19 protein-coding genes are annotated in these 20,601 nt (G+C 58.3%); 11 read left to right on the top strand and 8 right to left on the bottom strand.

All coding sequences use genetic code 11. The annotated features are described in order from the left end of the window. The first annotated feature begins 4 nt into the window (after positions 1 to 4). Together M9924_03975 and M9924_03970 are read left to right on the top strand one after the other, a co-directional pair. Positions 5 to 1,003 (top strand): dihydroxyacetone kinase subunit DhaK, encoded by a 999-nt coding sequence (locus M9924_03975; protein ID MCO5063556.1) that lies wholly within the window; start codon positions 5 to 7, stop codon positions 1,001 to 1,003. Next, positions 1,000 to 1,593 (top strand): dihydroxyacetone kinase subunit L, encoded by a 594-nt coding sequence (locus tag M9924_03970; GenBank protein MCO5063555.1) that lies wholly within the window; start codon positions 1,000 to 1,002, stop codon positions 1,591 to 1,593. Before M9924_03975 ends, M9924_03970 begins: the two co-directional genes overlap by 4 nt. 82 nt (positions 1,594 to 1,675) lie before the next feature. On the opposite strand, the gene M9924_03965 is transcribed toward M9924_03970, so the two are convergent. Beyond that, on the bottom strand, positions 1,676 to 2,404 hold the full coding sequence (locus tag M9924_03965; GenBank protein MCO5063554.1) for a cyclase family protein: 729 nt from the start codon (positions 2,402 to 2,404) through the stop codon (positions 1,676 to 1,678). A gap of 314 nt (positions 2,405 to 2,718) precedes the next feature. On the opposite strand from M9924_03965, the gene M9924_03960 reads away from it, so the two are divergent. The 5 genes from M9924_03960 to M9924_03940 all read left to right on the top strand — a co-directional run bounded on the left by M9924_03960 (position 2,719) and on the right by M9924_03940 (position 8,024). Then, entirely contained in the window at positions 2,719 to 3,657 is a 939-nt protein-coding gene (locus M9924_03960; GenBank protein MCO5063553.1) for a substrate-binding domain-containing protein, read from the top strand. A 122-nt stretch (positions 3,658 to 3,779) separates the two neighbouring features. After that, positions 3,780 to 5,309, top strand: a complete 1,530-nt coding sequence (locus M9924_03955) for a sugar ABC transporter ATP-binding protein (GenBank protein ID MCO5063552.1) — start codon at positions 3,780 to 3,782, stop codon at positions 5,307 to 5,309. Next, complete coding sequence (locus M9924_03950) at positions 5,309 to 6,271, top strand: ABC transporter permease (protein MCO5063551.1); 963 nt, start codon at positions 5,309 to 5,311, stop codon at positions 6,269 to 6,271. The genes M9924_03955 and M9924_03950 overlap by 1 nt, the downstream gene beginning before the upstream one ends. Continuing rightward, positions 6,271 to 7,257, top strand: coding sequence for an ABC transporter permease (locus M9924_03945; protein MCO5063550.1), 987 nt, complete (start codon positions 6,271 to 6,273; stop codon positions 7,255 to 7,257). Before M9924_03950 ends, M9924_03945 begins: the two co-directional genes overlap by 1 nt. Positions 7,258 to 7,277: 20 nt before the next feature. Next, entirely contained in the window at positions 7,278 to 8,024 is a 747-nt protein-coding gene (locus M9924_03940) for an SDR family oxidoreductase (protein ID MCO5063549.1), read from the top strand. Between the two features lie 87 nt (positions 8,025 to 8,111). Here M9924_03940 and M9924_03935 read toward each other — a convergent pair whose 3' ends face one another. Beyond that, positions 8,112 to 8,318, bottom strand: coding sequence for a helix-turn-helix domain-containing protein (locus M9924_03935; GenBank protein ID MCO5063548.1), 207 nt, complete (start codon positions 8,316 to 8,318; stop codon positions 8,112 to 8,114). Positions 8,319 to 8,477: 159 nt separating this feature from the next. On the opposite strand from M9924_03935, the gene M9924_03930 reads away from it, so the two are divergent. Continuing rightward, positions 8,478 to 9,464, top strand: a complete 987-nt coding sequence (locus tag M9924_03930) for a restriction endonuclease (GenBank protein MCO5063547.1) — start codon at positions 8,478 to 8,480, stop codon at positions 9,462 to 9,464. A 32-nt stretch (positions 9,465 to 9,496) separates the two neighbouring features. Here the strand turns inward: M9924_03930 and M9924_03925 are convergent, their stop codons facing one another. The 6 genes from M9924_03925 to M9924_03900 form a co-directional block, all read right to left on the bottom strand. Then, the gene (locus M9924_03925; GenBank protein ID MCO5063546.1) at positions 9,497 to 10,921 is read right to left on the bottom strand and encodes a terminase; all 1,425 of its coding nucleotides are present in this window, start codon (positions 10,919 to 10,921) and stop codon (positions 9,497 to 9,499) included. Beyond that, a complete protein-coding gene (locus M9924_03920; protein MCO5063545.1) occupies positions 10,908 to 11,381 on the bottom strand; it encodes a DUF5681 domain-containing protein in 474 nt (157 codons plus the stop codon). Before M9924_03920 ends, M9924_03925 begins: the two co-directional genes overlap by 14 nt. Next, positions 11,374 to 12,732 carry a site-specific DNA-methyltransferase gene (locus M9924_03915; GenBank protein MCO5063544.1) on the bottom strand — a complete coding sequence of 453 codons (1,359 nt, stop codon included), beginning with the start codon at positions 12,730 to 12,732 and terminating at the stop codon, positions 11,374 to 11,376. Before M9924_03915 ends, M9924_03920 begins: the two co-directional genes overlap by 8 nt. Before the next feature lie 906 nt (positions 12,733 to 13,638). After that, complete coding sequence (locus M9924_03910; GenBank protein ID MCO5063543.1) at positions 13,639 to 15,117, bottom strand: ethanolamine ammonia-lyase reactivating factor EutA; 1,479 nt, start codon at positions 15,115 to 15,117, stop codon at positions 13,639 to 13,641. 10 nt (positions 15,118 to 15,127) lie between these two features. After that, positions 15,128 to 16,366, bottom strand: coding sequence for a cupin domain-containing protein (locus tag M9924_03905; protein MCO5063542.1), 1,239 nt, complete (start codon positions 16,364 to 16,366; stop codon positions 15,128 to 15,130). Between the two features lie 190 nt (positions 16,367 to 16,556). Continuing rightward, on the bottom strand, positions 16,557 to 16,874 hold the full coding sequence (locus M9924_03900; protein ID MCO5063541.1) for a non-heme iron oxygenase ferredoxin subunit: 318 nt from the start codon (positions 16,872 to 16,874) through the stop codon (positions 16,557 to 16,559). A 290-nt stretch (positions 16,875 to 17,164) separates the two neighbouring features. On the opposite strand from M9924_03900, the gene M9924_03895 reads away from it, so the two are divergent. Genes M9924_03895 through M9924_03885 form a run of 3 tightly spaced genes read left to right on the top strand, consistent with a single transcriptional unit; the run spans position 17,165 to position 20,499 of the window. Next, positions 17,165 to 18,364: an aromatic ring-hydroxylating dioxygenase subunit alpha gene (locus tag M9924_03895; GenBank protein MCO5063540.1), complete on the top strand. Its 1,200-nt coding sequence runs from the start codon at positions 17,165 to 17,167 to the stop codon at positions 18,362 to 18,364. A gap of 30 nt (positions 18,365 to 18,394) precedes the next feature. Beyond that, complete coding sequence (locus M9924_03890; GenBank protein ID MCO5063539.1) at positions 18,395 to 19,468, top strand: IclR family transcriptional regulator; 1,074 nt, start codon at positions 18,395 to 18,397, stop codon at positions 19,466 to 19,468. Between the two features lie 32 nt (positions 19,469 to 19,500). Further along, complete coding sequence (locus tag M9924_03885) at positions 19,501 to 20,499, top strand: 2Fe-2S iron-sulfur cluster-binding protein (protein ID MCO5063538.1); 999 nt, start codon at positions 19,501 to 19,503, stop codon at positions 20,497 to 20,499. Positions 20,500 to 20,601 lie beyond the last annotated feature (102 nt).

Here is a 20,601-nt window from a genome sequence, read left to right as displayed (position 1 = left end):
GGCCATGAAGAAACTGATCAACAACCCCACGGACTATGTTCCGGAAATGCTGGCCGGGCTGACCGGCGCCCATCCCGAACTGGTGCTCGGCGGCGAAAGCCGCCGCTGCATCTCCCGCGCAAAACCTGCCGGTAAGGGCAAGGTGGGCATCGCCACCGGCGGCGGCTCCGGCCACCTGCCATTGTTCACAGGCTTTGTCGGTGAAGGGCTGCTCGATTCCTGCGCCATCGGCAACGTCTTTGAAGGGCCGAACGTCCAGAGCTGCATCGATGCGATCAAGGCCGCCGAAAGCGGCGCGGGCGTGCTTTGCCTCTATGGCAACTACGGCGGTGACCGAATGAATTTCGACATGGCCTGTGAGATGACCGAGATGGAAGGCATCGCCACGGAGACGGTGCTCGGTGCCGACGATGTGGCAAGCGCCGGGCCTGAAGAGGCGCAGAAGCGGCGCGGCGTGGCCGGCATCGTCCTCGTCTACAAGGTCGCAGGGGCGGCAGCGACCGAAGGAATGGACCTTGCCGAACTGGCCGGCCTTGCACGAAAGGCGTCTGCCGCAACCCGGTCGATCGGCGTCGCGCTTTCGCCGTGCCGGGTTCCCACTGCCGACGCGCCCAACTTTGAAATCGGCGACAACGAAATGGAAATGGGCATGGGCATTCACGGCGAGCCGGGCATCTGGCGCGCTGCCCTTGCGCCTGCCGATACCGTGGCCGACGAGATGTTCGACCGCGTGACGGCTGAACTGAACCTGTCAAGCGGCGACCGCGTGGTGCCTTTGGTCAATGGGCTCGGCGCAACTCCGCTCGAAGAGCTTTTCATCCTGTATCGGCGCTTTGCCGAACGGCTCAATCAGAAGGGCGTGGAAATCGTCAGCCCGCTCGTCGGCAATTTCGTCACATCGATGGAAATGGCCGGGGCGTCCTTCTCGCTCATGAAGCTCGATGCCGAACTCGAACGGCTCATCAAGACGCCGGCCAGATGTCCGTTCTGGAGCGTGGCATGAAGACGCTTTCGGCAACCGACCTTGCCGGCTTCATCAGCCGTCTGAGTGTCGCCATCGACGGCTGTGAGCAACCGCTCAACGCCGCCGACGCGCGCCTTGGCGACGGCGATACGGGATCGATGCTGCGGCGCGTCATCAAGGCCATGGAGGCAGCCGATGTGTCGAATGCGCCGGATGTGGCGGCGGCCGCGATGGGTCTGGCGCAGGCTGCCATGAAGGAGACCGGGTCGAGCCTCGGAACCCTCGTCGCGACGGGTGCGATGGCCTTTGCCAGGCAGGCGAAGGCGCTGGGCAACACGGTTTCGGCCAGCGACATGCCGGCAATTGTCGCGGCCATGCGCGATGCGGTCGCGGCGCGGGGCAAGGCGGAGCCGGGAGACAAGACCGTGATCGACAGCCTCGACGCCATCGCCACGGCGAAGGCGCCACTGACGGTGCAGGCGGCAGGCGAGGCAGCCGAGGCAGCGCTTGCCGATTTCCGCGACCGCTCCTGCCGCATCGGCCGCGCGCGCATGTTCCCGGAGAAAAGCAAGGGGTCGGATGATCCCGGCATGCTGGCGATTGCTCTTCTGCTGAAAAGCCTCCGGTGATCCGAAATTCCCGTTCGGCGAACCGGATCGCGCGCTTCCGCCGCTTGCCCGTCGGGGTCAGGCGGTGGAAACGCGGAGCCTGTCAGCGTTCGGTGAATCCGATCGGGCGCAGCGGCGAACCTGAACCGCCGATGATCGGCAGCGGAGCAGCGGCGAAATAGCTTCGCAGCGCGAGCTTCTCCAGATTGGTCAGCATCTCTATGATCAGGATGTCGTTCGGCAACCAATGAATGAGGTGGCCGGCAGCGGCTCCCGCCTTTCCTTCGACAAGCGGGATTTCGACTGCGACAGTATCCGCGCCAATTGCCTTGATGCCGCGCTCCTTGAAGAAGATGGCTGATTCTTCAGTCATTCCCGGCGCGTTGGTCGCGTACCATTGCGCCTTGTCGTCGTTGCGCCAGTACCGGCTCATCCAGCCGAAATTGATCAACGCGATTTCCCCGGGGCCGACCTTCACGCCTTTCTCGCGTTCGTAGTTCTCGAACATCTCGGGCGTCAGCATATCTCCCGGCGCCATGTTCAGCGGGCCAAAATCGTAGAGCACCGCCGGCGCCATCAGGCAGGTAAGGTCGAGGTTCTCGACGGTGGTCAGGCCCGGATGGTTGTGAAAGGGCGCGTCGACATGACAGCCGCAATGCTCGGGCAGCATCAGGCATTGGCAGGCATAGCCGTCATGCGCATGGTTTACGGTCGGATCTATGATCAGATGTGGATGGGTGGGCCATTTCGGGATTCCGGGCTCTAGCTTCGGCGCCAGATCCACCGCTGTCATGGCGGAAAAGAGAGCATGGATCTGATTGGGCTTGTCCATTGGAATCCTCCACAAAAAACGTTTTCTATTTCGCTGACCAACGTATTCCCGCTTTCGCGTTCAGTGATAGCTGGAGTGATGTTTATAGCCTAGAAACTAGGCGTTAAAGTTTTTTATTTTCGCTTCTTTTTGCGTTGATCACGGAAAGAAACGTTTTTATAAGGAAGACGCTCGCGGTTTCCGCCGTGACGAATTTTGCGTGCATGGGAGACTGGATGGGTCCACTCCGTGCGAATATATCGGGAGGAATAGAAGTGAGACGTCGTCAACTATTGCAATTTTTCGGCGCTGCCGGCATTGCCGGTGTCGCAGGCATGCCCCGTTGGGCCTTTGGAGCGGATTCGTTCAAGGTCGCTTTCTCGCAGGCCGACCTCGTCAACGATTGGCGCGTGGTCAACCAGCGCGACATGGAAGCGGCTGCCAAGAAAGCCGGCCTCGATCTTGTCTCGGCGGTCGCGGATCAGGATGTGGCCAAGCAGCTTGCCGACATTGAGAGCATGCTGGCGCAGGGTCCGAAGGCCATGATCGTGGCACCCATCGAATTTGTGGCCATTGCTCCGGCTGCCGCGATGTGCGCGGATGCGGGCGTGCCGCTCATCACCATCGATCGCGTCATCGACGCACCGCTGGGCGAGGGCGAATACAAATGCGCGATTACCCAGAGCCACACGGAATCTGGTCGCATCCATGCGCGGAAAGCCATCGAACTGCTGAAGAAGAAATATGGCGAACCGAAAGGCAATGTCGTGCACGTCCAGGGCATGGCAGGCGCCTCCCCCTGCATCGACACGACGGCGGGGTGGAACGAGGTGCTGAAGGACTATCCCGACATCAAGACGATTGCGACCGCCGACACCGGCTTCACCAAGGAAGGTGGCATCCGGGTTATGCAGGACTTCCTGCAGCGTTTCCCCAAGGGCGAGATCGACTTGATGCGCACGGACTATTGCGACATGGCGCTCGGGGCGATCGATGCGATCAACGCGGCGGGGCGCACTGAAATCCTCGGTGGCATCCTGAGCAAGGGCGGCTATGAGCCCGCCATCGAGTCCGTCATCAAGGGTGACATCGCGATCGAGGTCCAGGTGCCGCCCTTCTATGGCGACATCGCCATTGCCAACGCCATCAAGCTGGTGAACGGCGAGACCGTGGAGAAAGAGCAGTCGGTGCCTGTCAAGACGTTCGATGCCGACCGCCCCGACGAAGCAAAGGCATACCTGGCGCAAATGCGCGAGCAAGGCCTCAAGTTCTGATTCCAAGGCTGGTGCCGGCTGCAAGGGCAGGGGTGTGCGGTCATTTTTGACGGCACGCTGAAGCCGGCGGCCGGCACCTGTCTTGCGCCGGAGGCTCGGTCGTTTTCGGGAATGCAATCGCAATGACGAATATTTCGGACCCTTCCGGCGCGCCGGAAGTCGAACCGCTTTACCGGCTCAAGGGTGTCGGCAAGGCATTCGGCAGCGTAACGGTCCTCAACGCGACCGACTGCGATCTCTTTGCCGGCGAGGTGCACTGCATTCTGGGCGAGAACGGCGCCGGAAAATCGACCCTTATCAAGATTATGTCGGGCGCCTACAGCTTGAATGAGGGCGAACTTTGGCTTCTCGGCAGCAGGCTGGAGCAGCTTTCTCCCCGCAAGGCCAAGGCGCTGGGCATTGCCACCATTTATCAGGAGCTCGACCTCATTCCGAACATGAACGCCGTTGACAACATCTGCCTTGGCGTCGAGCCGAAAGCCGGCATGGGCCGGGTCGACCACCGGCGGATGCGGGCGATGGCAAAGGATGCCCTCAACGCAATTGGCTTGAGCGTGCCGCTCGATGTGCCGGTGCAGGAACTCGGCGTCGCTCAGCAGCAGATGATTGCAATTGCCAAGGCATTGCTGTCGAACAACAGGGTGCTCATCCTCGATGAGCCGACGGCGGTATTCACGAAGTCGGAAAAAGACATGCTCTTCCGGCTGGTTCGCGACCTGAAGGCGAGGGGCCTGGCGATTGTCCTGATATCGCACCACCTCTCGGAGGTTTTCGAGATCGGCGACCGCATCACCATCATGCGGGATGGACGTGTGATCGACAGCGGGCCGATTGCGCGTTTCAGCCATGACGAAGTCGTGCGAAAGATGGTTGGGCGGGATGTCGACCTGGGCCGCCGCGCAACCGCCGCGCCGCGCGGCAAGCGCATTCTGGAAGTGCGCGACCTTGGCCTGAACGAACGCATCCGCAATGTTTCCTTCCACGTCGATGCAGGCGAGATCGTGGGCATCGCGGGGCTGGTAGGTTCGGGGCGCACGCGACTTGCCCGGATTATCTATGGCGAAGAGCAACCGACGACCGGCGAGATCGTGTTCAATGGCGTCGCGTTGAAAGGCCATTCCCCCGCCAAAGCCGTTGCGCTTGGGATGGCCATGGTTCCGGAAGACCGCAAGCGCGACGGCCTCGCGCTGGAACGGCCTGCCGGGGAGAACCTGGCCTATGCCTTTATCGACCGCGTGCGCCGTTTCGGACGCGTGCCGTGGAAGCTCGTGCGCGACGGCGTAGCGCGACAATATCGCGCGCTTAACATCCGTCCCGCCAACCCGTCCCAGATCGCGCTTCGGTTAAGCGGTGGCAACCAACAGAAGCTCGTGCTTGGCCGGTGGCTGATGCGGGGCTCCTCGCTGCTGATCCTCGACGAACCGACGCGCGGCGTCGATGTCGGAGCGCGTACCGAAATCTATGCCATCCTCGACGATTTGAAGCGGCAGGGCCACGCGATCCTGATGATCTCGTCCGACCTGCCTGAAATCCTTTCCCAGTCCGACCGTGTGCTGGTCATGTCGCGGGGCCGCATCGCCGGAGAACTGGACGGCAAAACCGCCACCGAGGAGGCGGTCGCGGCACTTGCCTTCCAGACGGAGGCGGGGTGATGAAGCAGGAAACGACACCATCGCGCCGCGCCCTGTCATGGATTGCGAACTACAATCAGGTCATTGTCCTTCTGCTGCTCGTGGCGGCTTCGGCCATCTTCGTTCAAGGCTTCTTCTCGAAGTTCAACCTGTCATCGGTCTCTTACCAATATGCCATCATCGGCCTGATCGCGCTCGGTCAGTTCTGCGTGGTGCTGACGAGGGGCATCGATCTCGCGCAAGGTTCGGTGATCGCCGTCGCATCGATGGTCACCGCGCTCACCATACCACATGTCGGCATAGCCGGAGCTCTTGTCATGGGTTGCCTTGCTGGAACCATGCTCGGCATGGTCAGCGGCCTGCTGGTGGCCTACACACAGATCGCCCCGTTCGTGGTTACGCTCGGCATGATGGGCATTGCGCGCGGCATTGCGCTCACGATGACCAATGCGAGCCCGGTTCCGGTGCGCGTCGCAGGCTTTGCGGAGATTGCACGCGGTCGCCTTTTCGAAATCCCATATCCCTTCATCGTCTTTATCTGCTTGGCAATCGTGTTGGCCGTCTTTCTGCGCTACTGGCGTCTTGGCCGGTATTTCTATGCCGTCGGCGGGCATGAGGAAAATGCGCGGCTGTCCAGCGTGCCGGTCAAACGCGTGAAGATCCTCGCTTATATGATCTCGGGTTTTCTCGCCGGCCTGGCAGGCGTCATCATCACCGCGCGCATTGGAACCGGCCATCCGCTGACGGGAATAAACTACGAGCTGGAGAGCATCGCTGCCGTCATCGTCGGAGGCGCAAGCCTGTTCGGCGGATCGGGCCGGGTCATCGCAGTCGTCGCGGGTGTGCTCATTCTCGGTGTCGCCAACAGCGACATCACCCTTTCGGGCATCTCGCCCTATCTCCATGGCACGCTCAAGGGATTGATAATCCTGTTCGCGGTTGCGCTTGGCCAACTGAGTTTCGGCAGGAGGAAGGCTGCGTGATGACCCACAACACCGATCATCAGGGGGGCGAACCGCTCGCGCGCCGTCTAACGCCCGATCAGAAAGATCTGCTCAGCGTGCTGGCCATCCTCGCCCTGACCATCGTCATCGCAGCGATTACCTCGGGCGGTACGTTTCTCAGGCCGCAGAACATCATCAATATCCTCCAGCAGAACGCGGTCCTGCTCGTCCTGACGGTCAGCCAATTGCTGATCGTCCTCACCCGCGGCATCGACCTCAGTGTCGGCGCGGTGGTTGCTTTCACGAGCGTGGTCTTCATCGGCATGACCGACTACGGAATCGTGCCGGCCCTTCTGGCGGCAATCGCTGTCGGCATCTTTTTCGGACTGCTCAATGGGGTTCTTGTCGCCTTCCTGCGGCTGCCGCCGTTTCTTGCGACCATGGGGTCGATGCAGATCATCTATTCCGGAGCCAAGGTCGTGAGCGGCGGTGGAACATTGAACGCATCCTTCGACAAAGCGCCCATCCCGTCCGAGGTTCTGACGCTCTATGAAAGGTTCGTGGGACCTTTTCCGGTGCCCACCCTGATATTCCTGCTGGTCCTGATTGCGTCGTGGCTGTTCTTCCGCTCCGCCACCGGACACTACCTCTATGCGGTCGGGGCCAACGACCGCATGGCGCGTCTCGCTGGTATCCCGGTCAACCGGATACGCCTGATCGCCTATTCGCTGGCGGGTGGCGTCGCTGCCATCGGTGGCGCGCTTTTCTCCGCCCGTGTGGGATACGGCGATCCGCAGGCGGGGTTGTGGCTGCCGCTCGACACCATCGCGGCGGTGTGCATCGGCGGCGTCAGCCTCGCGGGTGGCCGCGGCACGCTGGTCGCGGCCATGTGCGGCGTGCTCATCATAGCAATCCTGAACAATGCCATGAACCTCATCGGCCTGCCGCCGACGCTGCAGCCGGCCGTCAAGGGCGCGATCATCCTCGCCACCGTCTATCTCTATTCGCATCGATCGAACTCCTGATCCGGACCGGAGAGACAGCATTGGAAAAGCCGACAGCATTGATAACCGGCGCAGCAAGGGGAATAGGCGCGGCAACAGCGGCGCGGTTCCTCCAGGACGGCTATCGCCTTGCGCTGATCGACCGCGTGCCGATAACGAGCGGCCAGGCGGGTGAAGATGGCCTTGACCTGATGTGCGACCTTGGTCATGCGGACCAGATCGAGAGCACAATAGATCTTGTTAGCAAGCGCTTCGGAGCGCTTGACGTAGTGGTGAACAATGCGGGCATGACCCTGCCCAGTTCGCTCGGCAAGACCTCGGTAGAGGATTGGGACAGGATACAGTCCGTCAACTTGCGAGCTTCGTTCCTCATTCTTAAGCACACGGAGCATCTGCTGGCGGCTTCCAGAAGGCGCGCCGTGGTCAATGTCGCCTCCTTTCATGCGATGGCGACTATCGAGAACTTCTCGGCATATGCGGCCTCGAAATCAGGCGTTATGGGATTGACCCGCAGCATTGCACTCGAATTTGCGCCGAAGGGCATCAGGGTCAACGCCGTCTGCCCAGGTGTCGTCCACACAGATATGGTTGATGCTTGGCTCGAAACACAGGCCGATGCGCAGGAGGCGCTGCGCAGCATGGTACGGACCCAGCCTCTGGGCCGTCTGGGGCGTCCGGAAGAGATCGCCGCGGCGATTGCGTTCCTCGCCAGCGAGCAGGCCAGCTACATAACCGGAACCAGCATTCTGGTCGACGGTGGCGTGACCGCCCGACTACATCACGCTTGATCAGCGTCATCGCCGCGCATTTCAGACGTCTTCATTTGTGTCCCGTTAAGTTTACAATGCCTTTCCCGAAGTTGTAGTTGGCGAACGTTACTCATCCAGCAGTTGTCCGGGTCTGACACCCAGAAACTCCGCGATCTTGTCGACCACAGTAATAGTGGGATTTCTTGCACCGCGTTCGAGATCGCTGACATAGGTGCGATGGATACCTGCCTCATGTGCGAAGGCCTCCTGAGACAGGCATTTCTCCTGCCGCAGGCGCCGCAAATTCTTCGCAAGGCGCTTCCTGATGTCCACGGGTGGACCATCGAAGTCCGCATACGATCGGTCTACAGACGATCAGAGACATTCCGCTTGACTTCCCGCTGCAGCCAAGCGCTTTGCGGTGTCACTGATCGTCTGCACCATGCGGGTTCCCGCGACGCAGACAGATCGGCAATGTGGGGAGTGCAATCGATGATGCCTTTAGCTGTCGGATTACTTGAGGTTGAGCAGAAGCCTATACAAATCAGGGCGGATGATCTGGCCGGAATGCAGTTTCGCTACATCAAATTCGGCCCAAACGGTGCATGGGCGGCAAGGGCGATTGAGGAACGGGCTCTGTTTCTGGGGCACAAGGAAGTGCCGCACGAACTCGCGATGTCACTTGATCGGGAGAATATCGCAGCGCATCTGCGGGCACGTGGCAAGACGCCAGGCAAGGCCAGCGATTTCGCCCGTGAAATACTGGACTTCCACAGCCTTGGTCCGGACACGGTGTGGATCACGTTTCACAATGGCCGGCTCTACTGGACGATAGCAGAAGCGCAGGTGAGATGGCTTGGTGAGGATGCGCCTTATGGTGCGCGAAGACGCGAAACAATGTTTGCATGGCGCGACACCGACTTTGCAGGCAAGGTTCTGGTCCAGGAGGAACTGAGCAGCCTTCTGACACGCGTTTCGGCGTACCGGCAAACCATCTGCAGCATTGCCAATGCGGACTATCTGCGTCGCAAGCTTGCGGGACAGGATGATCCCGATATTGAAGCTGCGCGTGACGCACTTGGAGCACTTTCAGACACGGCAGCGAGACTAATCGGCAAGCTGCATCAGGACGATTTCGAAACGCTTGTCGGGCTGTTGTTCGAACGGCAGGGTTATCACCGCATATCGCGGCTGGGCGGAACCATGAAGGACATCGACATGGTGGTGGAACAGCCGTTTACGCAGGAGAAGATACTGGTACAGGTGAAGTCGCGGGCAACGCAGGCTGTCATCGACGATTATGTCGAGCGGTTCGAGGTGCGACCGGACTTTTCGCGGATGGTGTTTGCCGTGCACTCACCAACCGTGGACATCTCGGCAAAAGGGCGGGCGAATGTCGAGATATGGGATGGGCCAAGACTTGCCCAGGCTGTCGTCCGCGCCGGTCTGATCGAATGGCTGATGGCACGCGCTGCCTGAACTGGCGAAGGCCACCCTGCCGGGCGCTGCTATCAGACGCCGAACATCGCTGTTGGCGTTGACCTGAAATCTTCCCACCAGTCGATCATCTGGGTCATCGAATCGACCTGATCGTCGTGCTGACCGCCTGGGAACGCCAGAACCTCATCCATGAACGCGTGGAGCATCGCATCCGCCCGGTCGTCCAGAAACAGCCGTCCCTGGTTGATCGCAACAGAGGCACGGCCCGCCCGCACTTCCTTGGGATCATTGCAGCGATAAGGCTCAACGGGAATCTTCTCCTTCCAGAATTCCTGAAGCAGGCTGGTACCGGCGCCCTTGTCCTCGATGATCAGGTGATCCGGATTGCAATCCTTGCGCAATCGAAGGATTGCCTCTTTCAGATCTGGATAGACAAGCCGCTTGCGAAAGATATCGATGAGATAAAAGCAATCGTTGACAACAAGCCATGTCGTGCAGACCGACCAGTCGGCGGTTTCGTTGGAAACCATTGCCGTGTCCCAGCTTTGAACGATCTTCCAGCCGGGTGCATCATATGGATACTGCTCCTGGTCGATGAAGCGAAACCACTTGCGCTTAAAGGTGCCGCCATCCGGCAGTTCTGGCGCCTGCAGATACTGGGCCGTAAATGCATAGTCGCCCATCGAGTGGCGAAGCTGGTTGAGCACTTCAAGCGGCTCGCGGTTTTCATCGAGCACAGACCCCGCCAAACGGCAATGCGTTCTGCCATAGGAAAGCCGGTAGACTTCGCTACGTGCAGCAATGGCAGGCAGGTTGAGGTGACGCCACTGCCCGGTTGCCAATGCGGCACCTGCCGGATCATAGGCGTGCACACGCTGCATCAGCATAATCATCTTGTCCCTGAGCTTGTCGTCAGGCCGTGAGGCCAGCGTGTTGCCCAGCCAGTCGTTCGTCTTTTGCCGCTTTGTCTGCGAAAGCGCATCTGCCGGCTTGATCGGATCATCGATGATGAACAGATTGCCACCCCGGCCGGTCAGCGGGCCGTCGATTGAGGTCGCAAAGCGGCTGCCGCCCCGCGAGGTTATCACTTCCCGTTCCGAATTCCGGGTTACAACCATGTTCGGGAAGAGACGTCGGTACCAGTTGCTCGCAATAATCTTGCGGAACATTCCCGCCAATTCAAACGCAAGGTTCTCGGCATAAGAAATACAGATGATGCGACGGGTCGGATCGCGCCCAAGCAACCATGCCGGCAAGGCAACGGATATGATGATCGACTTGAGCGAGCGCGGAGGCAGGGTGACCAGCAGACGCTGGTCGGGACCGTCGATCGTTTCCACAACGGCCTGACACAGTGCATCGAGGTGCCAGTTCGGCCGGAACCTGTCGCCCGGTCGAACCTCGGCAAACACCCGCTGTACAAACGCGTAAAAATCGCTGCGCAGGATTGCGTCGCGTTCTGCAACGGTCGGAGAAGTCAACTCAGCCGTTGCCATCGTCATCACCTTCAGATTTCTGCGTCCGCGCTTCGAGCACACGTGCGTCGCGCTCGGCGATAATCTGTCTGTCGACGTCCTCGACAATTTCCACTTCAGGCTCGAGCGACTGCGGAAACAGACCGAGTGATGCCGCCCGTGCGTGGCTTTCGTGCAGGGACTTGAAGTCGCCGGCCATTGCTTTTGAATGAAGAACGTGAAGCTCCGCCAGATAACGTGGCATCTTCTGCAGTTTATCGCCAAGGCGCACCAGTATCTTCTCGAGATAAAACGCTGTTGCCAGATCGGGCAGGCTCTTTCTGCCGCGTGGCCGGCCCTTCGGATTGCGGATCTCGCCGTCCTTGATGCGGTTCTCGACGGGCGGCTTGAACTTTCCCGTTTCGTATGTCCGGTTGCGGGACTTGTGATCTTCGGGCAGATGGGAAAAATTCTCATCCCCGTCTTCTTTATCGTCACTCATCTGCGCCTCCCGAAACAGGCACTGAGGCCTGGATTGAGGCTGCCCGCTGATTGAAGGTTTCACCCGTCACTGCATGGATGGCGTCCTCCTTGCCAAACAGCTGCCATCGCCGAACCGTGCGATCGACGTAGACCGGATCGATTTCAATCAGGCGTGCGCGCCGTTTTGTCTTTTCTGCGGCGATCAAGGTCGAGCCACTGCCTGCGCAGGGATCAAGAACGATGCCGCCGCGCCGTGAACAGTCGAGCAAAGCATCGGCGACCATCTGAGCTGGCTTCACCGTCGGGTGCAGCTGAAGCTCCGCCAGGCGATTTCCGGCAGCCCCTGCCATGCCCCGGTACTGCCAGACATTGCTCCGATGGCGTCCGAACTGGCCAAGCTCGAAATTGCTGATATGACGTGCGTTGCCGTTCTTGAACACGAAGACAAGTTCATGCCGGCTCCGATAGAACGTGCCCATGCCGGCCACGCCCTTGTCCCACACGATCAAATTCTTCAATTCCGAATAGACGTCTTTGGCGGCGTTCGTTATTTCGCTGATATGCCGCCAGTCCATGCACTGGAAATGGATCGACCCGTCGACCGAGTGGCGGACCAGAAGCTCGAATATGGACTTCAGAAAGCCTATGAACGCTGCTTCATCCATTTCGCCGCTGGCCATCGAAAATTCGCGATGGCGAACCTTGCCCAAACCGCTCACATGGCCGTTGACCGGGACATTGTACGGCAAATCCCCGAACACCATTTCGGCCAGATCGCCGCTCATTAAAGAAGAGTAGGTTTCGTGCTCAAGCGCGTTGCCACAAATGACCTTATGCGCTCCGCAAATCCAGATATCGCCGACGGCACTGACAGGCTTGTCATCTTCTGTGGGAGGCAGGACGTCATCCTCCGGCACGCCGTCTTTTTCCATCGGAGCCACGGCACCCTGAAGAAGATCGATCTCGACTGGATCGAAGCCAAGGATCGCAACCGGAACGACCGCCTCCTCGCCGACAATGTGAATCTCGGCAGCCAGGATCGCTTCGTCCCAGGTCGCGTTGAGCGCGAGCTTGTTGTCGGCAATGACCAGCGCACGCTTTTCGGCGGCGCTCAGGCCGGCAATGATACGACACGGGATTGAAGAAAGCCCGATATCAGTCGCGGCAAGCATCCGGCTATGGCCGGCGAGTATGATGTCGTCCTCGTCGATCAATACCGGGTTGGTGAAGCCGTAGCGCTGTATGAGGTCGGCCAACTGGCGTCTCTGCTTGCGCGAATGCAGGCGTGCATTGTTCGGCCATGGCTTCAGCTGCCGCGGATCGCGATCAGCATTTGAGATTGCAGGCAAATTTATAGTGTCCGGGCGCATGGGTGCGACTCCTTTGACAGCGAAGACCCGGCCGCGAGAGGCCGAGATAAAATCGTCTTGCGGCCACGCAAAAGCGAAGCTGCATGACAGCTCGAAATGTCAGAAAGAAATCGCCCTCAGTCGCTAAGGCATCCGCCAAAGAAGCCATCCGGCTTCCCGTCCTACTCGGCAATTCGGCTGGTCCGTCTCTCCTACGCCAAAGACATCCGTCACCAGTTTTGTTTCTTTGCCATCCGCCGCCGAAACAAACTTTGCGCAGTCGTCAACATACAGCACAACGGAACAATAGTGGAACACCAGAGACTGTCAATATCTCCCCTTGCGCCTACCGTTTGCGCATTTCCCGTGCGTACACGCACGCAACATCCGCTAATCAAAGCGACAGGACTTGCATTCCCTTTTCCGTGAAGTTTTTTCCCATTTAACGATTCATGGGAAAACGTCTCTGCCTGACTGCAAATTCAAGGACCTGGAAGGGGCGAATGTCGAATTTCGCGCCAAAATGCGCGATATTCCCATTAATATATGGGAAAATAGACAGAGACCGGTTCGCTCCGGACTGCAAACATCACCAACGGCTTATAGTCAAAAACCTGCCCACAGTTTGCGATCGGAATGGCTACGGGATTTCCGTGGTTTAGCCGATGTGTAGCTATCGCAAACGGAGGTTCTGTTGCGGCGAGGTCGCCGGGGTCATGGGTTTGGTCGGTTGGGCTCCATCGAGTAACGCACCGACATGGTCCTCGTCTTGGCCTCGAAACGAATTGACGAGGTGGATAGGTTGATGGACTGGGGCATCATCGTGAACGTCATATCTCGGCAAGAGGCGCCACGCTTTCCGGATTGGTCGACGCTGCGCTGTTAGGAGCTCGGCTCGTGGCCGATCAAACCCGCAGTGACGAGTTGTCAGCGCGGAAAAACGAGCGATTTGACCACGACCGGGACGGCACCAGAGGCAGGGAGTATCTTGCCCACATCAATGTAGTCGAATTGCTCCAAACTGATTCCATCTACAGAGATAAGTTTTTGAAGTTTGAGTTCTTGAGCACAGTGAATGCCGATCAATCCTCCGATATCGCGATTGCCGGCCAACACGATGGGGTGTCCGGCCGCCAAGGTGGATGCCAAGCCAGCTGCGATCCCGCGACAAAAGCCGTCGAGACGATGGAACGTCGCGGAACCCTCCCACTCATAGCTGATCGTGACGGTGCCTTCGCGTCCGTCAAGTTCGCGCTCCTCCAGCGCCTTCTGAATCTGTTCTGCGACCTCCCCGGGATTGATTTCTTCCGCGAAGGTGAAGGCGGGCTTCACGACAGGAATATTGCGCACGGGCAGAAGGTCGAGCGGCTCCACAAATATTGTGCTTCCGCTAACTTGCACCGTATATTGAGATACGCCGACAACAGTCGCCCTTATCCCCGCTGGGGCCTGTTCAAGTTTGGGAGGCCAACCTTTCAGCCGCGCACGTAAGCAAGTCGCCAGCTCACGGCCGAGGTCATTGAAATCTGACTCAACTTCTCCGTTGAGGAATTCGGAAACACCGCCGGACACGATAATGAGATCGGGCGGATCAACCGGCGGCAAAGGCGGCAGTCGATACAGATCCAAAGTCTGCTTATCCGCTGAGCGACCCTGCATTGCTTCAAAAAGTCGATCAGCCATGCACTCGCAAATCTTGCGAGCATTTTGCGGGCTCAGGATTGTTCCCAACTGCGCGTTGACACCTGCCAAATCTGCAAATTTCGCGCCCGCTTCTTCAACCCTCACAATTCTGCGGTCGTCATCGAATGCGAGCAAGCGCGCCCCAACGTCGATCGCGGTGATGTGGCGAATTGTTCCATTCTCGCACAATGCAAGCTTTGATGTGCCGCCGCCTATATCGACATTGAGAATACGCCGACGTTCAAGTTCGGAACGAGCGACAGAGCCGGATCCAAATGCAGCCAGGGTGGTTTCCAAAGCATCGCCCGCACTGAGTACGACAAATTTCCCAGCCTGCACCGAGAAGAGTTCGCCGATAGCCCTGGCATTCTTGCGCTGAACCGCCACGCCGGTCAGGATCAATGCTCCGGTATCGATCCCTTCGGCGTCGATGCCTGCGGCCTTATATTGCTCAGCAATAAAGGCGCCGAGAGCCTGCGCATCAATTGTGCTTTCTTTTGTATAAGGCGTCAAAAGCACGTCGGACTGGTGGAGCAATTTTCGCTCCACCACCATGTAGCGCGTGTCTAGCCTCTCCAGCACAATAAGTGAAAAGGCGAGGTGTGATGTGGACGAACCGATATCGATGCCGACGCTGGTCAGACGGATTTCGTCCTCCAACTCCATGCTCCGGCCGGCACTGGAAAAGAATATGCGGCCGCCTTGATCTTCGTCCTGGGACATCACGAGCTGCTTACACGACAGTTGACATCTTTTTCGTCGTGTCGTCCGGCTTTACATACCATTCAGGCTTCATGCGCACTTCGACGCCGTTCTTGTTGAGCAGGGCCTCGTACTCTTCTCGAATATGAGGATCTTCCATCCAATATGGAATCGCCGTGCCGCCCTCGTTCACATCGATCGCGGTGTAGTCAGTGTGTTTTTCGCCCGGTGCGCCTGGGTCGCGACCAGGATTGTGCGGACCGAACCACGCCATAAGCCGGAAGGGTTCTTTCGAAACACTGAAATGTTGATGGTACCATCGCGCCCCGCCAGGCGCAGCTGTCACCATCCCGAACGGACCGTAATCCAGCCGACGTATCTTGTCAGCGTGACCATCCTTCCACGGCGTCACTCCATATCTTTCCGGCCAGGTGTAAGTGTAACCCTGACCCTTCAGGCAAATGAGGACGGCCGCCGAGGTATGTGCATGGCCTTTGGAATATCGGCCGTTTTCGTGCTGTCCAATCCAGTAGTAGAAGGCATTGTTTGTCATAAACGGCTCGACGCGGCGATAGCCCGGCGAACGCCGATTGTCCAAAGGGAGTTCGCAATTCACGGCATCGGGCATGAAATTGGTCCGCCGCATGGCGAGTCCGCGAACAGGATCCGGCTCGATCTCCTCCCTATACTTGTAGAAGTCGTCGTCTCCTGAAAAACGGTCTCGAAACACGTAGGGATTGTCATAGACCGCATCGACACTCTGCAATTGGTTCAGCACGTTCGGAGCTGTTGTGCCGCCCAGCAGAAGGGCCGGACTGTTCGTCGCGTTTACTATGCGATGCCAGCTATTGATGGGAATGGAAAACACCGAACCCTGTTGCCATTCGAAGGTGTGTTTTCGCCCTTCTCCTTCTAGCCAAACCTCGGTAGAGCCGCGCCCTTCAACAACAACGTAGATCTCCTCATACATGTGTTTTTCTGCATGGAGTGCCCCAGCGGCGGGAACCTCCACAAGATGACAACCCCATTTCGTCTCGGTTCCATAGAGCTGAATGAAGGTGCCGTTGCCGCCTTTCCGTTTCCAGGGCTTTAGCGGGAGATTTTTCACACTGGAAACCCCCAGATCCCGAAAGACAGGGATGCCTTCTTCTTCCATGAATTGGTCGTAGGGGGTTGGCTGTTTTCGGAATTCTCCAAATCCGGCCTTTTTTGTGCCGGCTGGTTCGTGCCAATGAACGCCCGGGCCACCGTCGGCAGAGTCCTGATGCATGTGCCAATCTCCTTCGGCGCTCGCCGATCCTGAATCTGTCGACATGTTGCGATGAGCCACCCGACCAGAAGGCTATCAGGCCACACAATGGAGGGGGTAGGGCAATTTGAGAAAGTCAACTTTTCCCACCCGCCCGAGCGGGCTGAGTTTCAACTTCCGTTGCAGGGCGAGAAAGCAGACCCTTGAACGTTCAAACTTCGATCAAGATATCGTCCCCTTCCACGACAACCTTGTAGGTCCTGACCGGTATCATACAGGGGGGTGCGGCCACCTCACCGGTGCGGATGTCAAATGCTCCATTGTGGAAGTCACACTCCACGGTGTGGCCGTCGATGTAGCCCTCGGAAAGCGAGCCCGGACCATGGGTGCATTGGTCGTCAGTCACATAGATCACGCCGCCGATGTTGAAGACGGCCAGGACCAGCTCCTCTGTCTCCACCCTGATCGCACAACCGAAATCGACATCGTTCAGCTTACACAACCGAATCGTACGACGCGCACTATTCATTGCCATTCCTCGTCCGCGTGGGTCCGCCATACTTGACGAGACCCCTACAAATTTGTAATTTATAAGAACGTTGTTCTGTATAGAAGAACACACCAGAATGATAGGTAATTTCGACGAGTCGTCAACCCAGTTGGGAAGGATATCCCGAGTGACGAAATGCATCGGGATGTCGGGCAGGCGAATGCTAGGGAGAAGCTGAAGTGCTGAGGAAAGAACAAAACGATCTGCTAACCCAGACTGGACCCGGAACCCCTCTGGGTGATTTGTTCCGATGCTATTGGATTCCGGCATTGCTCGCTGAGGAATTGCCGAACAATGACTGCCCGCCTGTGCGCGTGAAATTACTTGGCGAACGGCTCTTGGCCTTTCGCGACAGCGAGGGGCACTATGGGTTGATCGACGAGTTCTGCGCCCATCGCGGTGTATCGCTGTGGTTTGGGCGCAATGAAAAGGGCGGGTTGCGCTGCCCCTATCACGGCTGGAAATATGATCGTACAGGCCAGTGCGTGGAGGTCCCTTCTGAACCGAAGGAAAGCGGTTACTGCGACCGAATAAAGCTGAAATCGTATCCGCTTATCAAGATCGGCGATCTGCTGTGGACCTATATGGGCCCCGCGGAAAAGCAGCCGTCTTATCCCGAATGGGAATTCGCCTCAGTGCCATCCGAGCAGACGTTTACCTCGAAGCGTTGGCAAGAGTGCAATTGGCTTCAAGCGATGGAAGGCGGCATCGATTCCAGTCACGTATCATGGCTGCACAGCGGAAATCTCAACAGCGACCCTCTCTTTAGGGGCGCTCAAGGAAACAAATACAATCTGAACGATCAGAAGCCTTTCTTTGAAGTTTCGGAAATGCCCGGCGGGTTGTTCATTGGTGCCCGGCGCAATGCTGAGGAAGGCCATTATTATTGGCGTGTGACGCCGTGGGTAATGCCTTCCTTCACGATGGTGCCACCGCGCGGCGATCATCCGGTTCACGGGCACTTCTGGATACCCATTGACGACCACAATTGCTGGGCGTGGAGCTTTGACTACCATCCTGTCCGGGCCCTGACACCGGAAGAGCGGCAGGCGATGAAAGATGGCAAAGGCATCCACGTCGCCTACGAGACGGGTTCAAATTATCGCCCTCGAGCCAACAAGGATAACGACTATCTCATGGATCGCGAGGCGCAGCGTCTGGGCGTCAGCTATTCCGGAGTTGAAGGCATAGCCATGCAGGACGCGTCGCTCCAGGAAAGCATGGGCCCGATCGTCGATCGGACCAAAGAAAATCTGGTATCCACCGACAATGGAATCATTATGGCCCGGCACCGGCTGATGAAGGCTGCGCGGGCCTTGCGTGACAAGGCAACTACGCCGCCCGGGGTTGATCCAATTCACCACAGGGTGCGCTCCGCATCCATGGTTCTTCCTGTCGACAAGGCCTACATCGATTTGGCGGAAGAGGCGCTTTCCGTGATCCCGGGCAAGGCTCCAACGACTGTGTGAGTTCGATTCCGACGGTGAAAAGTGGAACCAATGGAAAACGTTGCTGAACGTGTTCCTGCGGGGTCGAAGACACGATTGTTTTTGCCTTCGGAGGAAACTGCCGATCGACGGCGGAAGAACCGCGGTCGTGTCGATTGCCGGTTCGGAATATCCTTGAACTCCGGTCTGAAAAGCCGCCATTTTCTCGGGTATTCCTTCACGTACCCAGCCCGCGTGCGCTGTCGCAACAGCTATGCTATGGACGATGCGTTATCTCCACGCATGCGGGCAAAGTACATCATGATCGGAATGAACAAGAAAAAAATTGCGACGAAGGAAATTATCGAAAAGCCGGCCAAGGCCGACCGAAACCGCTTATCTTCGGTAACAACGGCGATTAGGGTTTTGAAGGCGTTCTCCGAGGATGAGGCGGAGATCGGGGTGAGTGCTCTGGCCCAGAAACTCAAGATAGCCAAGAGTACCGTGCACAGGTTGGCAACGACGTTGGTTGCCGAAGGTCTGCTCGAGCAGAACCCGGAAACGGAGCGCTATCGCCTTGGTGTGGCTCTTTTCGGATTGGGTACGTTGGTTCGTCGCCGCATGGATCTTTCGACGGAAGCGCGACCTTATCTGTTTGATCTGCGCAAACTGACCGGTGAGACGCTTTTGCTCGGTATCCCGTCCGATATGGAGATCATGTACGTCTACAACTTACAGAGTCCACAAGCCCTCTCGATGAAATCTGACATCGGCGTGAGACGCCCGGCGCATTGCACCGCCGTAGGGAGAGGCATCTTCGCGTTTGCACCGGAAGAAACAATCGAGAAACTGCTGGCGGGACCTTTGGTACGGCGTACCCCCAAAACTGTAACTGACCCCAAGCAACTGCGCCGAATTCTCTCTGAGGTGCGCGAGCGCGGCTACGCGATCGAGGACGAGGAGAGCGAGCCCGGAATTCGCGCGATCGCCGCGCCGGTGCATGGTCCTGATGGTGCGGTCATCGGTTCGGTGGGTATCGCCGGGCCATCGCAAAGACTCTCGAAGGAAATTCTGGAAAGCTACTCTCAGCCGCTTATGGATGCCGCCGAAGCGATCTCGTTTCGTCTTGGTTACGGCCGACGCTGAAGGCTTCCAAAGGCGAAGCGGAAGGGAATTTGATGCCGGTAATTGCATTGCAGGGCACTGATACAAAGTGGACCTGCGCGGATGATGATACATTGATGCGTTCCGCACTACGAGCTGGCCTCGGATTTCCTTATGAATGCAATGTGGGGTCGTGCGGCAACTGCCGCTTCGAACTGGTCGAGGGCGAAATTGAACACCTTCGCGCTGATCCTCCGGGCCTCACCGAGCGGGATCGCGACCGGGGACGCCGGCTCGGATGCCAGGCGAGGCCTCTGAACGACTGCACCATCAAGGTGCGGCTCATGCCTCGATATAAGAGCAAGATTCCGCCGGCCCGGCATGCTGTTGAACTCGTTGGTACTTGCGACATAACCCACGATATTCGTCAGTTCCGGTTTCGGCCGCTCGACGGATCATCCACTTTCCTCCCCGGCCAATATGCATTGCTGGAAATTCCGGGTGTTCAGGGCAGCCGCGCTTATTCCATGTCCAATACCGGTTGCGATGGAGAGTGGCAATTTCTGATCCGCCGTGTCCCCGGAGGCCAGGCGACGAACAGACTATTTGAAGCTATCGAACTCAAGGATCGGATTGTGTTGGATGGTCCGTACGGTATGGCCTATCTGCAGGAAGATTCTCACCGCGATATAATCTGCCTCGCGGGAGGGTCGGGATTGTCGCCGATGATCTCTATCGCGCGGGCAGCGGCGCAAGCTCTTGGAGGCCGTCGTCTCGACTTCTTTTTTGGCGGCCGTACCGCTCGCGACATCTGCGGAAGCGACATGCTGGAAGAACTACCTGGCTTTGGCTCGTCAATCCACTATCATCCTGCCGTATCGACATCAGAAGCCGAGGGCTGGAATGGCTATCGCGGGTTCGTCCACGTGGTCGCGGCAAATCTCGTCGGTCAGCGCTTGCCAGATTGCGAGATTTATTTCGCCGGACCTCCAGCCATGGCGGAAGCGGTTCAGAAGATGCTGGTGGAGCGTAAGGTTCCAGCGGAGCAAATGCACTTTGACCAGTTTTTCTGAGGAATGTTTCTTCGCGCCGCGAAGTGACTTTCGTCAGGTCCCAAAGAAGCATAAGCGGCCGCCAATGGCGGCCGCCGCAATTTGCACTGAGTGCCGGCTCTT

The organism is Rhizobiaceae bacterium (assembly GCA_023953835.1).
Lineage (GTDB): Bacteria > Pseudomonadota > Alphaproteobacteria > Rhizobiales > Rhizobiaceae > Mesorhizobium_G.
This window is presented reverse-complemented; position numbering and strand designations above follow the sequence as displayed.

Excerpts from the sequence above, each read along its gene's own strand:
- M9924_03960 (MCO5063553.1), top strand. The coding sequence starts at position 2,719 with ATGCCCCGTTGGGCCTTTGGAGCGGATTCGTTCAAGGTCGCTTTCTCG.
- M9924_03920 (MCO5063545.1), bottom strand. The coding sequence starts at position 11,381 with ATGAGTGACGATAAAGAAGACGGGGATGAGAATTTTTCCCATCTGCCC.
- M9924_03950 (MCO5063551.1), top strand. The coding sequence starts at position 5,309 with ATGAAGCAGGAAACGACACCATCGCGCCGCGCCCTGTCATGGATTGCG.
- M9924_03890 (MCO5063539.1), top strand. The coding sequence starts at position 18,395 with ATGGAAAACGTTGCTGAACGTGTTCCTGCGGGGTCGAAGACACGATTG.
- M9924_03910 (MCO5063543.1), bottom strand. The coding sequence starts at position 15,117 with ATGTCCCAGGACGAAGATCAAGGCGGCCGCATATTCTTTTCCAGTGCC.
- M9924_03900 (MCO5063541.1), bottom strand. The coding sequence starts at position 16,874 with ATGAATAGTGCGCGTCGTACGATTCGGTTGTGTAAGCTGAACGATGTC.
- M9924_03945 (MCO5063550.1), top strand. The coding sequence starts at position 6,271 with ATGACCCACAACACCGATCATCAGGGGGGCGAACCGCTCGCGCGCCGT.
- M9924_03955 (MCO5063552.1), top strand. The coding sequence starts at position 3,780 with ATGACGAATATTTCGGACCCTTCCGGCGCGCCGGAAGTCGAACCGCTT.
- M9924_03885 (MCO5063538.1), top strand. The coding sequence starts at position 19,501 with ATGCCGGTAATTGCATTGCAGGGCACTGATACAAAGTGGACCTGCGCG.
- M9924_03915 (MCO5063544.1), bottom strand. The coding sequence starts at position 12,732 with ATGCGCCCGGACACTATAAATTTGCCTGCAATCTCAAATGCTGATCGC.
- M9924_03975 (MCO5063556.1), top strand. The coding sequence starts at position 5 with ATGAAGAAACTGATCAACAACCCCACGGACTATGTTCCGGAAATGCTG.
- M9924_03970 (MCO5063555.1), top strand. The coding sequence starts at position 1,000 with ATGAAGACGCTTTCGGCAACCGACCTTGCCGGCTTCATCAGCCGTCTG.
- M9924_03930 (MCO5063547.1), top strand. The coding sequence starts at position 8,478 with ATGATGCCTTTAGCTGTCGGATTACTTGAGGTTGAGCAGAAGCCTATA.
- M9924_03905 (MCO5063542.1), bottom strand. The coding sequence starts at position 16,366 with ATGCATCAGGACTCTGCCGACGGTGGCCCGGGCGTTCATTGGCACGAA.
- M9924_03925 (MCO5063546.1), bottom strand. The coding sequence starts at position 10,921 with ATGGCAACGGCTGAGTTGACTTCTCCGACCGTTGCAGAACGCGACGCA.
- M9924_03965 (MCO5063554.1), bottom strand. The coding sequence starts at position 2,404 with ATGGACAAGCCCAATCAGATCCATGCTCTCTTTTCCGCCATGACAGCG.